Source organism: Saccharothrix violaceirubra (assembly GCF_014203755.1).
Classification (GTDB): domain Bacteria; phylum Actinomycetota; class Actinomycetes; order Mycobacteriales; family Pseudonocardiaceae; genus Actinosynnema; species Actinosynnema violaceirubrum.
On record NZ_JACHJS010000001.1, the window covers coordinates 6,691,294 to 6,706,227 of the forward strand.

The following is a 14,934-nucleotide window of genomic DNA, read 5'->3' on the forward strand; positions in this document are numbered from 1 at the left end:
ATTCCTCCGAGGTCCACTCGAAGAAGTCCGTCGGAGATCAGCTCTCACCGCGTGAGTCATCGGGTGTCTTGCAGCAGTGCTCCAACCACAGCCCCGCACCCACGAGGGCCGCGGCGCAGCCCAGGCCGACCAGCGCGCTCACAACGTCGTGCCCGGCGGCGTCGAACTCCTCGCGCACGGGCAGCACGTAGAGCAACGCCCCGGCCCACGCGCCGCCCATCATCGCGCCCAGCACCGACGACGCCTTGGCCAGCACCACCGCGCGTGCGGCCGTCAACGGTGCCACGGGTCGGGTACCCGGCACCCGGCGGATCCGGGCCCGCAGCGGGAACGCCAGCGCCAGGTCCGTCGCGGCGATCACCAGCAGGGTGAACCCGGCGAACGTGGGCAGGGGCGGCAACGTGTCGTACACCCAGTTCAACAACGCGTGCGCGACAAGACCGGCGAGCAGGGCGACGGCGAGCAGGTCGCGGGGCCTGGTGAACCTCACTCCCCCATCATCCCCGCAGCGCCAGGTCGTCCCGCCGGTGCACACCGGACAGGTCGAGTCCGGCCACGAGATCCGCCACGCGCCCGTGTCCGGGCAGCACGGCATCGGGCTCCACGTCGAGCCATGGCACCAGCACCGTGGCCCGTTCGAACGCACCGGGGTGCGGCAGCAGGAGTTCCGGGTCGTCGGAACGCACACCGTCCACGGTGACCACGTCGACGTCCAGCGTGCGCGGTCCCCAACGCACTGTCCGAACGCGCCCGGACGCGTTCTCCAACGCCTGCCCACGCGCGAGCCAACCCCGCTCGTCGACGTCCGGCGCGGACACGACCAGCACCGCGTTGAGGAAGTCGTCCTGGTCGGTCACGCCCCACGCCGCCGTCTCGTACACCGGCGACACCGCCACGAGGACGTCGGCGAACCCGGCCACGGCCTGGCGCAGGAAACCCTGACGGTCGCCCATGTTGGAGCCGATGGACAGGACGGCCCGGGTCACCCGCGCTCCCGCCGCACGGTCACCGACACGTCCGCGAACGTCAGCGGGATCGGCGCCGAGGGCTTGTGGACGGTCACCTCGGTGCCCCGCACCCGCAGGTCGGTGAGCACCTCTTCGGCGATCTTCACGGCCACGGTCTCGATCAGGTCGTACGGTTCGCCGCCGATGATCGCCGCCGCGCGCTGGGCGAGTTCGCCGTAGTGGAGCGTGTCGCGCAGGTCGTCGGTGGCGGCGGCGCGCGACAGGTCGAGCCACGCGGTGATGTCGACCAGGAAGTCCTGACCGTCCCGCTTCTCGTGCTCGAACACGCCGTGCCGACCACGGACCCGCAGGCCGCGCAACGAGATCCGATCAGCCACGGCCGGTCCTCCAAGCCCGTGCGACGGCAACGGCGTCAAGGGTCCGCTCCACGTCGTGCACCCGCACGCCCCACACGCCGAGATAAGCCGCAAGAGTGGACACGGCGGCCGTGGCGTCTTCCCGGCCGTCCGGTTCGCGTCCGCCGAGCAGTGCACCGAGGAACCGCTTGCGGGACGCGCCGACGAGCACAGGGTGTCCCAACGACATCAGCTCGTCGAGCCGGTGCAGCAGTTGCCAGTTGTGCTCGGCGGTCTTGGCGAAACCGAGTCCCGGGTCGAGCACGATCAGTTCCGGCCGGACGCCGGCCGCCAGCGCGGCGTCGACGCGGGCGGCGAGTTCCTCGCGCACGTCCTTGACCACGTCGTCGTACGCGGCGAGCCGGTCCATCTCCCGGCTGTGCCCACGCCAGTGCATGAGCACGTAAGGCACACCGGCGTCGGCGACGACGGACGCCATCCGGGGATCGGCGAGCCCGCCGGACACGTCGTTGACGATCGTGGCACCGGCCTCCAGCGCGGCCAGGGCGACCTCGGACCGCGTGGTGTCCACGCTGACCGGCACACCCTCGGCGGCCAGGGACCTGATCACCGGTGCGACGCGCTCGGCCTCGACCGACGGCGACACGCGGCCGGCGCCGGGCCGGGTCGACTCGCCGCCGACGTCGATCACGTCGGCGCCGCGGCGGAACAACGCGACGCCGTGTGCGATCGCGTCGTCCACGTCGAGGTAGCGACCGCCGTCGGAGAACGAGTCCGGGGTGACGTTGACCACGCCCATGACCACGCAGTGGTCGGGTCGCGGCAACGTCACCTCAACCGTCCCTTGATCAACTCGATGGCCTCGGCACGGGACGACGCCGAACTGCGCAGCAGGCCGCGCACGGCCGACGTGGTGGTGCGCGAGCCGGGCTTGCGCACGCCGCGCATGCCCATGCACAGGTGCTCGGCCTCGACCACGACGATCACGCCGCGCGGTTCGAGCCGGCGCACCAGGGCGTCGGCGATCTGCGACGTGAGCCGCTCCTGGACCTGCGGGCGCTTGGCGTACAGGTCGACCAGGCGGGCCAGCTTGGACAGACCGGTGACCCGGCCGTGCTCGTTGGGGATGTACCCGACGTGCGCCACGCCGTGGAACGGCAGCAGGTGGTGCTCGCAGAACGAGAACATCGGGATGTCGGTGACCAGCACCAACTCCTCGTGACTCTCGTCGAACGTCTTCGACAGCACCTCGGACGGGTCGGTGTACAGGCCCGCGAACAGTTCGCGGTACGCCCGCGCCACACGGGCGGGCGTGTCGCGCAGGCCCTCGCGGTCGGGGTCCTCACCGCACGCGAGCAGCAGCTCGCGCACGGCGGCCTCGGCCCGCTTCTGGTCGAACACCCGGCGGGCGCCGACCTCGCCGTTGGTGGCGGGGTCGGCGTGCTCTGTTCCGGTCACCTGCGGTTGTCCGGGTCCGCGTCGAAGTTGCGCTTGTCCGCCTCGGCCGGGTCCGGCTGCCACCCGCCGGCGGGCTGGCCGCCGGGGACGGTGGCCGGGGTCCAGCCGGGGGGTGCGCCGTAGTGCGGCGGTCCGGCGGACGGGTGCGTCGGCTGCGGCTGGTAGGTGCCGTTGGCGGGCGGCACGACCTGCGGCGTGGCGGACGGGTCGGGCACCGTCGGCGCCTCGTCGACCCGGTCCTCGACGACCGGCGGCCACGGCTCGCCGCGTTCGCGGGCCAGCTCGCCGGGCGTCTTGACCGGCGGCTTGTCCGACGGGACGCGGTTGCCGAAGTCGTTGAACTTGGTGATCCGGGGCCGCTTCTCGACGGTGGAGAAGATCCGCTCCAGGTCCTTCTGGTGCAGGGTCTCCTTGTCGATCAGCTCCAGCGTCAACGCGTCGAGCACGTCGCGGTAGGTGTTGAGCACCTCGTACGCCTCGGTGTGCGCGGCCTCGATGAGTTCGCGCACTTCCTCGTCGATCTCGTGCGCGACCTCGAGCGAGTAGTCGGCCTGCCGGCCGGCCGTGCGGCCGAGGAACGGCTCGCCCTGCTCCTGGCCGTACTTGACGGCGCCCAGGCGCGCGGACATGCCGTACTCGGTGACCATCGCGCGGGCGATCTTGGTCGCCTGCTCGATGTCGTTGGACGCGCCCGTGGTGGGCTCGTGGAAGACCAGTTCCTCGGCGGACCGGCCGCCCAGTGCGAACACCAGCCGGGCGATCATCTCCGACCGGGTCATCAGGTCCTTGTCCTCCTCGGGCACGGAGAGCGTGTGACCGCCCGTCCGGCCGCGGGCCAGGATCGTGACCTTGTACACCGGGTCGATGTCCGGCATCGCCCACGCGGCCAGGGCGTGCCCGGCCTCGTGGTACGCGGTGATCTTCTTCTCCTTCTCGGAGATGATCCGGCTCTTGCGGGCCGGACCGCCGATCACGCGGTCGACGGACTCCTCCAGCGCGGCGCCGGTGATGACCGTGCCGTTCTGGCGGGCGGTGAGCAGCGCGGCCTCGTTGATCACGTTGGCCAGGTCGGCGCCGGAGAACCCGACGGTGCGCTTGGCCAGGCCGTCGAGGTCGGTGTCCGGGCCCAACGGCTTGCCCTTGGCGTGCACGCGCAGGATCTGCTTGCGGCCCTTGAGGTCGGGCGCGGACACCGGGATCTGCCGGTCGAACCGGCCGGGGCGCAGCAGCGCCGGGTCCAGGATGTCGGGGCGGTTCGTCGCGGCGATCAGGATGATCCCGCCGCGCGAGTCGAAGCCGTCCATCTCGACCAGGAGCTGGTTGAGGGTCTGCTCGCGCTCGTCGTGACCACCGCCGAGGCCCGCGCCGCGGTGGCGGCCGACCGCGTCGATCTCGTCGACGAAGATGATGCACGGCGCGTTCTGCTTGGCCTGTTCGAACAGGTCGCGGACGCGCGAGGCGCCGACGCCGACGAACATCTCGACGAAGTCCGAGCCGGAGATCGAGTAGAACGGCACGCCGGCCTCGCCCGCGACGGCACGCGCGAGCAGCGTCTTGCCGGTTCCGGGCGGGCCGTAGAGCAGCACACCCTTGGGGATCTTCGCGCCGAGTGCCTGGTAGCGGCCGGGGTTCTGGAGGAAGTCCTTGATCTCGTGGAGTTCCTCGACGGCCTCCTCGGCGCCGGCGACGTCGGCGAACGTCGTCTTGGGCATGTCCTTGGAGAGCTGCTTGGCCTTGGACTTGCCGAAGTTGAGGACCCGGTTCCCGCCGCCCTGTGCGTTGTTCATCATCCACATGAGCAGCAGCAGCAACAGGCCGAGCGGGACCAGGTACAGCAGCATCTGCATCAGGAACGAGTCCTGGCTGACCTTGGTCTCGACGGTCGGCTTGTTGCCGGCCTGGTCGAGGATGGTGAAGATCTCGTCCGTCGAACTGGCCGGGAACTGCGTGATCAGCCGGTTGTGGCCCTCGAAGTCCTTGCCGTCGACGAGGGTCAGCTTGAGCCGCTGTTCCTTGTCCTCGACGGTGGCTTCCTTGACGTTGCCTTCCCGGACTTGCTCCAGTGCCTGGGACGTCTTCACCGGGGTGTAGCCCCGGGCGTCGTCGAAGAGCACGGAGAAGGCGTAGTAGAGCAACAACACCGCGACGATCCACAGCAGCGGGTTGCGAAGCAGGCGCTTGCGGTCCATGCACTTACGGCCGGCGGGCGGCCTCGACCCTCCCTGACTTGATGACGGGCGCAGACGGGCACGCCCGTCCGACCAGCCTACCGCCCGGGGCGTCTGAGCAGTGCCCCACGTGCGCGGCCATCGGACCCGGCTATCACGTCTCGTGTGCCCAACGGGTGAACGAGCCGTGGTGTTCCCGGAACGGACATCGTCGACCGCGATCACGGTCGGACCGGCGATATTCTCACCCGAGGTGACTTCGCTCTAGCAGCTAGTAGCCTGGCTAGTGGTAAACATGTGACGGAAACCACTCGATTCCCAAGCTATCGACCACACCGTGTCATTCTCGGACGCACGTTGAGCGCTTTTTGCACCCGGATGGGTTAATCCAACTCGAAGGTAATAACGACCATGACCGCACGCACCCCGAGTCGCGTCCGTCGCGTCGTCCTCCCCCTCGTGGCCCTCGTCGGCATCGTCGCGGCGGCCGGTGTCACGGTCGTCGCGCTGCGCCTCACCGACGGCGAGGACTGCACCGGCACCCTCTCGCTGAAGGTCGCCGTCGCGCCCGGCGCCGAGGGGGTCGTGCGCGGCGCGGCCGAGGACTACCAGGCCGACCAGCCCGTGGTCGAGCACCGGTGCGTGCAGGTCCAGGTCGAGGCGCGCAGCGCGCCGGACGTGGCGAACGAGCTGCCGACCGCCCAGATCAACCCGCCCGCGCTGTGGATACCCGATTCGACCATGTGGGCCGAGCAGACCAAGCGGCAGGCCGGCGAGCACGGCGCGGACGCGCCCACCCTGGAACTCGGGCCGTCGCTGGCGACCTCGCCGTTGGTCGTCGCCGGGTCGGCGAAGGCCGTCGGCGCGCTGGGCGACTCGGTGAGCTGGGCCGGCCTGATCGACCCGAAGGCCCGTGCCACGCTCACCGACCCCACGACGTCCACCGAGGGACTGGCCGCGCTCGCGATCGTGCGCGGGTTGCTGGGCAACCCGGACGGCACGCCCAAGCCGGAGCTGATCGGCGCCCTGATGCGGGTCGGCCGCAACGCGCTGCCGTCCGTGCGCGACGCGTTCACCAAGATCACCCAGGGCAGCGGCGACGACGCGCCGGTGTTCGCCACGACCGAGCAGTCCGTGCTCGACGCCAACCGCGTCGCGGGCAGCCGCAAGGTCGTCGCCGCCTACCCGAAGGAGGGCACGCTCGCGTTCGACTACCCGGTGGTCCGGGTCGGTCGCGCGGGCGAACCCGCCGGGACGGCGCAGGCGGCCGAGGACTTCGAGCGGCACCTGCGCACCGGCCGGACCCTCCAGCGGTTCGCCGAGGCGGGGTTCCGCACCACCGACGGCAAGGCGCCGCAGGGGTGGAAGACCGATCGCGAGGGCGTGCGCGGCGAGGACGTGTCGCTGCTGACCAGGCCGGACGCCGACCAGGTCGCCGAACTGCTGCGCACGTGGGGCGCGGTGTCGCTGGACACCAGGATGCTCACGCTGCTGGACGTGTCCGGCTCGATGGCCGAACCGATGGAGGGCAGCCGCGAGACCCGGATCGGCGCGGCGCGCGACGCCGCGCTCACCGCGTTGGCGATGCTGCCCGACACGTCCGAGGTCGGGCTTTGGGCGTTCGGGCGCAACAAGCGCCCGCCGGACGACTGGATCGAGCTGATCTCCACCGGTCCGCTGGGCGAGACCGTGGCGGGCACGACCCGGCGGGCCCGGTTGCAGACCAGCGCGGGCGGGCTGGCCACGCTGGTCGGCGGCGGCACCGCGTTGAACGACACGGTGCTCGCCGCCTACCGCGAGGCCCGGCGGACGTTCGACCCGATGAAGATCAACTCGGTGGCGCTGATCACCGACGGCAGCGACGACGACATCTCGTCGATCGACCTGCCCACGCTGCTCTCGACGCTGCGCGAGGAGGCGGACCCGGCACGGCCGGTGCCCATGTTCCTGGTGGGCCTGGGCGCGGACGCCGACCTGGACGCGTTGCGGCAGATCGCCGAGGCGACCGGCGGCAAGGCGTACCAGGCCCTCAAGGGCGAGGACATCCGGACCGTGCTGCTCGACGCGATCTCGCAGCGCCGCTGCCGGCCGAACTGCTAGGAGTAGACCTTCGGGTCCAGCTTGCCGATGTAGGGCAGGTCCCGGTAGCGCTCGGCGTAGTCGAGGCCGTAGCCGACGACGAACTCGTTGGGGATCTCGAAGCCCACGTACTTGACCGGCACGTCGACCTTGACCGCGTCCGGCTTGCGCAGCAGCGTGCAGACCTCCAGCGAGCGCGGCCGGCGCGACGCCAGGTTCTTGAGCAGCCACGACAGGGTCAGACCCGAGTCGATGATGTCCTCGACGATGATCACGTCGCGGTCGGCGATGTCGCGGTCGAGGTCCTTGAGGATCCGCACCACGCCCGAGGACGAGGTCGCGGAGCCGTAGGAGCTGACGGCCATGAACTCGAGCTGCACCGGGACGGGCAGCGCGCGGGCGAGGTCGGTCGTGAACATGACCGCGCCCTTGAGGACGGTGATCAGGACGAGGTCGTTCCCGTCCTCGGCCGGGTAGTCGGCCGCGACCTTGCGGGCCAGTTCCGCGACCTTGTCGCCGATCTCCTGTTCGGTGATGAGCACGGAGCTGATGTCGCCGTCGTACACGGACGGTTCCCCTTTGGTCATGCCTGCTGTTCCACCTGAAGCCTGCCATGCGCACGCCGGGCCACAAAGCCGCCCGGCAGCCACACACCCCCCTGACCGCGCCATTCCGCGACCAGCGCGTCGACCCTCCTGAGGTGCGAATCAGACAACTCGGGCACGCCTTCGCCGACCAGCCAACGCCGCAGCACCCGCCGCCGCAACGCGGTCGGCAGGCCGTCCACGTCGTCCACCGCGCGGCAATCCCCCTCGAACGCCGCCGCGAGGTCGTCCAACGCGTCACAGTCTTCCCGCAATTGCGCCGCCGTGCGGGCCAACGCTTCGGCCACGCCGCCCTGCAACACGTCTTCGAGCAGTGGCAACACCTCGGTGCGCAATCTCACCCGGGTGAAGGACGGATCGGCGTTGTGCGGATCGGTCCACGGGTCGAGCCCGAGTTCCGCGCACGCCGCGACCGTGGCCGACCGGGGAACGCCGAGCAGCGGCCGGCCCCACGGCGGGTCGAACGCCCGCATGCCCGCGATGCTGCGCGGCCCCGAACCCCGGCCCAGCCCCAGCAGCACGGTCTCGGCCTGGTCGTCGCGGGTGTGCCCCAGCAGCACGACACCCCGGTCCGGGCGCAACGCGGCGTAGCGGGCGGCCCGTGCGGCAGCCTCGGGTCCACCCGGTCCGTCGACCGTCACGCGGGTGACGGTCGTGGGCAGACCCAGCCCTTCGAGGGTTTGGGCGGCCCGGGCGGCGACGGCGGCCGAGTCGGGCTGGAGGCCGTGGTCGACGACGTGCGCACGGGCGTCGGGCGCCAGGCGTGCGGTGACGGCGGCCAGCGCGAGCGAGTCCGGGCCGCCGCTGACCGCGACCGTGACGCGCTCCGGCTCGTGCCCGGCCAGGAAGCGGCGGACGGCGGTGCGGATGTCGGCCAGCGGGCCGTTCACGGTGCGACGCGACGCAGCCAGGCCGCCGGTTCCGCGATCTCGGCCCTGGTCGGCAGGGTCTCCGGGCTCGTCCAGACCGCGTTGAACCGGTCCATGCCGACCGCGCCCACGACGTGGTCGGTGAACGCCGCGCCCTCCGCGTACTGGCGGACCTTGGCCTCCACGCCCAACGCCGTGCGCAGCGCGCGGTCGAGCACGCCACCGGCCTTGCGCCGGGCGGTGAAGCGCTCGCGGATCGTGCCGACCGACGGGACGACGTCGGGGCCGACCGCGTCCATCACGTGGTCGGCGTGCCCCTCCAGCAACGTCGACAAGGCGATGAGCCGGTCGAGGATGCGGCGTTGGGCCGGGGTCTGGAGCAGGTCGACGACACCGCCCGCCTCGCGCAACCGCTTGGGCAGGTCGCGCAGCTTGGGCGCGGAGTCCTCGTCCATCGAGCCGAGCAGCTCGGCGACCAGACCGGCGAAGTGGTCGACCAGCCACGGCACGGCCGTGAACTGGAGCCGGTGCGTGCACTCGTGCAGGCACACCCACATGCTGAAGTCGTCGCCGGGCACGTCCAACGCCCGCTGCGCGCCCACGATGTTGGGCGCCACGAGCAGCAACCGGCCGCCGTTGGTGTACGGGTCGTACTGGCCCAGCACCCGGCCGCTCAGGAACGCGATCACCACGCCCGCCTGTACGCCGGCCGTGCCGGCCAGGACGCCGCCCAGCGGACCACCGCGTTCGGGCAGCGCACCCGAGGTCAGCGCGGCCAGCCCGCGCACCGCGGCCCGCACCCAGCCCGGCCGGTCGACGACCTCGCCCGGTCGCAGCGGCAGCCCGTGGCCCAGTCCCGTCAGGTCGCGGACGTGCACCTCGGCGTCGACGGCCAGCTCGCGCAGCCGGCCGACGGCGTTGTCCGCCTCGGCGCGCGGCACGACCGGCCCCGGTCGGACCAGCCTCGTCGCGGTCGCCGTCGCCAGGTCCCAGTCGACCGGTGTGCTCTGCGTCGCCGAGTTCACGCGGCTGACGCTACCTGCGGGTGAGGCACCCGTCACGAACAGCCGCACGACCGCAGCGACGCGGCGAGCACGTCCAGCGCCTGGCGCACGTCGGCGTTGGGCAGCGTGCTCAACGACATGAACGCGAACACCAGCAGCCGGCCGTCCTTGTCCACGACCACGCCGGCCAGCGAGTTCACGCCGGTGAGCGTGCCGGTCTTGGCGCGCAGCCAGCCCTTGCCGATCGACTCGCCGTACCGGCCGGCGAGCGTGCCGCTGCCGCCCGCGACCGGCAGGGCGGTGAGCAGCGGGCGCAGCTTCGCGGTCTTCGGTGCGGTCGGGTTCGGGCTCGCCGCCGCGACCAGGACGTCGGCCAGCAGCCGGGCCGGGATCTTGTCGTTCGGGGAGAGGCCGCTGCCGTCCACGACGGTGCCGCCGGTCAGGTCGAACCCGTTGTCGGTCAACACCTTCACGACAGCCTGTGCCGCGCCCGCGAACGACGGCTCGGCGCCGGTCGCGATGGCGACCTCGCGGGCCATGGTCTCGGCGAGCACGTTGTCGGAGACCTGCATGAGGTTCTCGACCAGCCGGTCGACCGGTTGGCTCTTCACCTCGCCGAGCACCTCGGCGTTCGCCGGTGCCGGGCCGGTCGCGACGGCCGTGACGCCGAGGCGTTGGGCGAACGTCTGCGCCACGGTCTCGGCGGGTGCCGCGTGCCGGGGCGGGTCGACGGCCTTCGGGTCGGTGCGACCGCCGTCCATGATCAGCGGGCTGATCGGCGTGACGTAGCCGGCGGCCACGTCGGCCGGGTCCCAGCCGGGCGCGAACCCGTCGCCGGTGTAGCGCGACGTGTCGTAGAGGACCTTGGTCACCGGACCGGTCTTCCGCACCTGGGCGACCAGGTCGTCGATCGTGGGCGCGCCGGGGTACATCGAGCGCTGACCGGCGGGCAGGGCGGTGAGCGTGGGGTCGCCGCCGCCGACCAGCACGACCGTGCCGGGTTCGGCACCGCGCACGACCTTGGTCGAGAACTGGGCGGTGTGGTCGAGGCTGAGCAGGGCGGCGGCCGAGGTGAGGATCTTGATCGTGGACGCGGGCGTGTAGGCCGAGCCCTGGCCCTGCTCCCACAGCGTGGTGCCCGAGGCCGGGTCGACGACCCGGCCGCTCAGCGGTGCGAGCGCGGCGGAGGCGGCCGGTCCGGAGACGACGGCCGCGACACCGGCGGCGCTGGGTGCGGGCGCGTCCGTGCCGACGCCGCGCAGGGCGAAGGCGATGTCGGCGGGCGGCGCGGGTGCCGCGGTGGTCGGCGTCGGCGGACCGGCGAACCAGTCGAGCCCGACGCCGGCGAACGCCGTGCCCGCGCCGAGCACGACGACGGCAGCGACCACGCCGAGGACCTTGCGTTTGCGGCCCTTCTTCTTCGGCGTGACCGCGACGGCGTGGTCTTCGGCACGCGGCTCGATCCGCCGCGGCATGGCACGTTCGGCGGGTGCCTCCGCGGGCGATTCCGCCTGCGCACCGGTGGGCACGGTGATCCGCTCGGTGTCCTTCGCGTCGGCCGGTGACTGCGCCCGTGCGACCTCGAACCGGGACCGGTCGGGCCCTGCCGGGCCGGGTTGGTTCCGATCAGCACGAGCCTGGTCAGCGCGGTTCTGGTCGGGACGTGCCTGGTCGGAACCCGACACGGACCCGTCCGGCCGCGCCCGGTTCTGCCGAGTCGCGTCCGAACCGGACTGGTCCACGCCCGGTGGCACCGGACTCGGCGACCCCGGGCGTCCCCGCCCCTGCTGTTCGGACCGCGACCGATCCGATCCCGGCCGACCCGGGCCGTCCGGCCGCTGCTGCCCCTGCCGGACTGCGTCCGAATGCGCCTGATCCGGACGCTGCTGCTCGTCGCGCGACCCGTCGGCGCCCGATCGTGCCCCGCCTCGGGGTGGCTGCGGCCGTTCCATCCGCCGGGTCACGTCGCCCCGGTCGGGTGCCGGCGGCACGACGGGCTGCGTACCGGTCTGCGGGCCCCGATCAAGTCCCGAAGGCACGGCGGGCTGCGGACCGGTCCCCGGACCCCGGTCGGCTGCCGGCGGCACCGCACGCTGTGTCCCGGTCTGCGGACCACGGTCGGACACCGCGGGCTGCGTGCCGGTCTGCGGACCCCGATCAGGTCCCGAAGGCACGGCGGGCCGGGTACCGGTCCTCGGACCTGGATCACCCGGACGAGGACCGCTCGCAGACTGGACCATTCGGTCCCCGCCAGCCGCTCCCGGGCGTGCGTTCGGTATCGAAGTGGTCACCGTCCGCGCTTCGCCGGCAGGGTCCGCACCCGTCGGCGCGGGCGGCGGGACCTTCAGGTAGCGGGTCGGCGGATCGACCGGTGCGGGTGGTCCGACCTGCGCCTTCGGCGACTCGTCCGAGGGGTCGTCGCCGTCGACGGTCGGCCACGTCGGGTCGTCGGGCACACAGTCCTCCGCGCTCGATTACGGGGAACGTCACATACATCAATGAGGGTTGACGTGACGTCGTGGTCCACACTAGTGGCGTAACGCAGGACAAAGACGAGCGAGGACCGCGCAGTGGAGTTCGACGTCACCATCGAGATCCCCAAGGGGGTCCGCAACAAGTACGAGATGGACCACAAGACCGGGCGCATCCGACTGGACCGCACCCTGTTCACGGCCACCCAGTACCCGGCGGACTACGGATTCGTCGACGACACGCTCGGCGAGGACGGCGACCCGCTCGACGCCCTGGTCCTGGTCCAGGAGCCGACCTTCCCGGGCTGCCTGATCCGTGCGCGCGCCATCGGCATGTTCCGCATGACCGACGAGAAGGGCGGCGACGACAAGCTGCTCTGCGTCCCGGCGGAGGACCCGCGCAGCGAGCACCTGCGCGACATCCACCACCTGAGCGAGTTCTACCGCTTGGAGATCCAGCACTTCTTCGAGGTCTACAAGGACCTGGAGCCCGGCAAGAGCGTCGAGGGCGCGACGTGGGTCGGCCGCACCGAGGCCGAGGCCGAGATCGTCCGGTCCTACCAGCGGCTCAAGGACGCCATCGCCAACGGCGAAGAGCACTGAGAAACCGCGGCACAACGCGATCGAGGCCCTCCCGGAGATCCGGGAGGGCCTCGATTTTTCACACGATCTAGTGCATCGCGACCGGAGCCGGCTCGGCGGCGTCCTTCGCGCGCTCGAGACCGGAGCGGTTCGACAGCGGGATCTCCTTGAGGAACCACACCACCAGGAACCCGATCGTGGTCACCATGCCGCCGACCAGGAACACCAGGCCGATCGAGTCGGAGAAGCCGTCGAGGAACGGCCGGGCGAGCACCGGGTCGATCTTCGACAGGAACTCGGTGTTGTTCAGGTCGAGCTGCTGGTTCTTGAGCATGGCCGCGAACTCCGGGTTCCCGGCCAGCGCCTGCTGGTAGGCGGGGGTGGCCAGGGCGTTGCGCAGGCCGTCGCCGATCTTGTCCACGACCGTGCTGAACAGGATCGACAGGAACACCGCGGTGCCCACCGTGCCGCCGATCTGGCGGAAGAACGTGGCCGAGGCGGTCGCCACTCCCATGTCCCGGGGCTCGGAGTCGTTCTGGATCGCGACGAGCAGCGTCTGCATGCACAGGCCAAGGCCTGCTCCGACGAAGAACATCAGCGTGAGCGGCTGCCACGACGGCGAGTCCGTGCCGATGGTCGAGAGCACGAACATGGCCACCGAGAGCAGACCGAAGCCGATGATCGGGAAGACGCGGTAGCGGCCGGTCTTGGACGTGATGTTTCCGCTGGTACCGGCGGCGGTCATGATGCCGAGCGTCAGCGGCAGCATCATCAGACCGGCCTCGGTCGCCGAGAAGCCCTTCACGATCTGCAGGTACAGCGGCAGCGACGCCATGCCGCCGAACATGCCGACGCCGAGCAGGAAGTTGAGCGTGTTGCCCAGCGAGAACGTGCTCTTGCGGAACAGTCGCAGCGGCAGCAGCGCCTCGTCGCCCATGCGGCGCTCGGTGAACACGAAGCCGACCAGGCCGAGCACGCCGACGACGTACATGGCGATCGAACGGCCGGAGTCCCAGCCCCACTCGCGGCCCTGTTCGGCCACGATGAGCAGCGGCACGAGGCCGACGGTGAGCAGCAGCGCGCCGACGTAGTCGATGCGGTGGTTCACCCGCTTGTGCGGGATGTTGAGCACGCGGGCGACGACGAACAACGCCACCGCGGCGATCGGCACGTTGATCAGGAACACCCAGCGCCAGCCGTCGGTGCCCAGGAACGTGTCCATGCCCGCGAACAGACCGCCGACGACGGGGCCCGCGACGCTGGAGATGCCGAACACGGCCATGAAGTAGCCGGTGTACTTGCTGCGCTCACGCGGCGAGGTGATGTCCGCGAGGATCGCCATGGCCAGCGACATCAGACCGCCGGCGCCCAGGCCCTGGACCGCGCGGAACGCGGCCAGCTCGTACATCGAGCCCGCGATGCCGGACAGCAGCGAGCCGGCCAGGAAGAGCGTGATCGCGGTGAGGTACATCGGCTTGCGGCCGTAGATGTCCGACAGCTTGCCGTAGAGCGGGGTGGAGATGGTGCCCGTGATCAGGTAGGCCGTCGTCGCCCACGCCTGGAGCGTCTGACCGTTGAGCTGGTCCGCGATCGTCTTCATCGCGGTGGCCACGATCATCTGGTCGAGCGCGGCGAGGAACAGGCCGAGCAGCAGACCCGACAGGATCGTCAGGATCTGCCGGTGTGTGAGCAGTGCGGCGCCTGTGGGTGCCGCTGTCGTCTCCGACATCAGTTCTTCCCTTCTGAGCGCGGCCCCAGTCCGCTCTCAGCGATGAAAACCGGAAGCGCTTTCTCGTAGGACTCCACGAAGCGCTCGAAGTACTTGATGAACTCGGCCAGGTCTTCGTCGGGCCAATCGGCCACCATCTGGCCGATTGCCCGGTTCCGCTGCCGTCTACGCTCATCGAGCAGCCGTTCCCCCGACTCGGTGACCGCGAGTACGCTCGCGCGTCCGTCGTCCGGGTCGGCACGTCGTTCGACGAGCCCGTCCTTGACCAGGGTCGCGACCTGGCGGCTGACCGTGGAGGGGTCGGAGAAGACCGCCTCCGCCAGCGCACTGGACCGCGACGGCCCCAACTGGCGCAAGGTGGCCAGCAGCACGAACGAGGCTTTGTCCATACCCGCCTTGGTCATCTGCGCGACGACGCAGGCGTGCATCTTGTTGAGTCTGATCAGCGCCATGCCGACCCGCTCGGCCTCGCCGTGGCGGTCACCCGCTGAGGTCGTCATGGCACACTCCGTTTGCTTGCATCAACCAACTAGTTGCTGGGTACAAGCTTGACTGTCGGGAAGAGTCTTGGCAAATGAAATACCGGTGACCCATCTCTCACGGACAACCGGTCACGAACAGCCGGCCCCGGACGTCCGCCGGTAG

Annotated in this window: 14 protein-coding genes; 2 read left to right on the plus strand and 12 right to left on the minus strand. The window is 71.0% G+C overall.

Features of this window, described 5'->3' with window-relative positions; all coding sequences use genetic code 11:
* Window positions 1-37: 37 nt before the first annotated feature.
* The 6 genes from F4559_RS30915 to ftsH are packed head-to-tail and all read right to left on the minus strand — an operon-like array spanning window position 38 to window position 4,971.
* Entirely contained in the window at window positions 38-490 is a 453-nt protein-coding gene (locus tag F4559_RS30915) for a DUF3180 domain-containing protein (protein WP_184674624.1), read from the minus strand.
* Between the two features lie 7 nt (window positions 491-497).
* Window positions 498-986 carry a 2-amino-4-hydroxy-6-hydroxymethyldihydropteridine diphosphokinase gene (folK, locus tag F4559_RS30920; RefSeq protein WP_184674625.1) on the minus strand — a complete coding sequence of 163 codons (489 nt, stop codon included), beginning with the start codon at window positions 984-986 and terminating at the stop codon, window positions 498-500.
* On the minus strand, window positions 983-1,345 hold the full coding sequence (gene folB / locus F4559_RS30925; RefSeq protein ID WP_184674626.1) for a dihydroneopterin aldolase: 363 nt from the start codon (window positions 1,343-1,345) through the stop codon (window positions 983-985). Before folB ends, folK begins: the two co-directional genes overlap by 4 nt.
* On the minus strand, window positions 1,338-2,123 hold the full coding sequence (gene folP / locus F4559_RS30930; protein WP_184676397.1) for a dihydropteroate synthase: 786 nt from the start codon (window positions 2,121-2,123) through the stop codon (window positions 1,338-1,340). The genes folB and folP overlap by 8 nt, the downstream gene beginning before the upstream one ends.
* Window positions 2,124-2,152: 29 nt before the next feature.
* Window positions 2,153-2,782, minus strand: a complete 630-nt coding sequence (gene folE / locus F4559_RS30935; RefSeq protein ID WP_184674627.1) for a GTP cyclohydrolase I FolE — start codon at window positions 2,780-2,782, stop codon at window positions 2,153-2,155.
* Window positions 2,779-4,971, minus strand: coding sequence for an ATP-dependent zinc metalloprotease FtsH (gene ftsH / locus F4559_RS30940; protein ID WP_184674628.1), 2,193 nt, complete (start codon window positions 4,969-4,971; stop codon window positions 2,779-2,781). Before ftsH ends, folE begins: the two co-directional genes overlap by 4 nt.
* 390 nt (window positions 4,972-5,361) lie before the next feature.
* On the opposite strand from ftsH, the gene F4559_RS30945 reads away from it, so the two are divergent.
* A complete protein-coding gene (locus tag F4559_RS30945) occupies window positions 5,362-7,050 on the plus strand; it encodes a substrate-binding and VWA domain-containing protein (protein ID WP_184674629.1) in 1,689 nt (562 codons plus the stop codon).
* On the opposite strand, the gene hpt is transcribed toward F4559_RS30945, so the two are convergent.
* Genes hpt through dacB form a run of 4 tightly spaced genes read right to left on the minus strand, consistent with a single transcriptional unit; the run spans window position 7,047 to window position 11,192 of the window.
* Window positions 7,047-7,595 carry a hypoxanthine phosphoribosyltransferase gene (gene hpt / locus F4559_RS30950; RefSeq protein WP_184676401.1) on the minus strand — a complete coding sequence of 183 codons (549 nt, stop codon included), beginning with the start codon at window positions 7,593-7,595 and terminating at the stop codon, window positions 7,047-7,049. The genes F4559_RS30945 and hpt overlap by 4 nt on opposite strands.
* A gap of 17 nt (window positions 7,596-7,612) precedes the next feature.
* Complete coding sequence (tilS, locus tag F4559_RS30955) at window positions 7,613-8,524, minus strand: tRNA lysidine(34) synthetase TilS (protein WP_184674630.1); 912 nt, start codon at window positions 8,522-8,524, stop codon at window positions 7,613-7,615.
* Entirely contained in the window at window positions 8,521-9,528 is a 1,008-nt protein-coding gene (locus F4559_RS30960) for an Rv3626c family coenzyme F420 biosynthesis-associated protein (protein ID WP_312865905.1), read from the minus strand. The genes tilS and F4559_RS30960 overlap by 4 nt, the downstream gene beginning before the upstream one ends.
* 32 nt (window positions 9,529-9,560) lie before the next feature.
* A complete protein-coding gene (dacB, locus tag F4559_RS30965; protein WP_184674631.1) occupies window positions 9,561-11,192 on the minus strand; it encodes a D-alanyl-D-alanine carboxypeptidase/D-alanyl-D-alanine endopeptidase in 1,632 nt (543 codons plus the stop codon).
* Window positions 11,193-12,077: 885 nt separating this feature from the next.
* On the opposite strand from dacB, the gene F4559_RS30970 reads away from it, so the two are divergent.
* A complete protein-coding gene (locus F4559_RS30970) occupies window positions 12,078-12,581 on the plus strand; it encodes an inorganic diphosphatase (protein WP_184674632.1) in 504 nt (167 codons plus the stop codon).
* Between the two features lie 67 nt (window positions 12,582-12,648).
* On the opposite strand, the gene F4559_RS30975 is transcribed toward F4559_RS30970, so the two are convergent.
* Together F4559_RS30975 and F4559_RS30980 are read right to left on the minus strand one after the other, a co-directional pair.
* Entirely contained in the window at window positions 12,649-14,289 is a 1,641-nt protein-coding gene (locus F4559_RS30975; protein WP_184674633.1) for an MDR family MFS transporter, read from the minus strand.
* Window positions 14,289-14,789 (minus strand): MarR family winged helix-turn-helix transcriptional regulator, encoded by a 501-nt coding sequence (locus tag F4559_RS30980; RefSeq protein ID WP_184674634.1) that lies wholly within the window; start codon window positions 14,787-14,789, stop codon window positions 14,289-14,291. Before F4559_RS30980 ends, F4559_RS30975 begins: the two co-directional genes overlap by 1 nt.
* Between the last annotated feature and the right edge of the window lie 145 nt (window positions 14,790-14,934).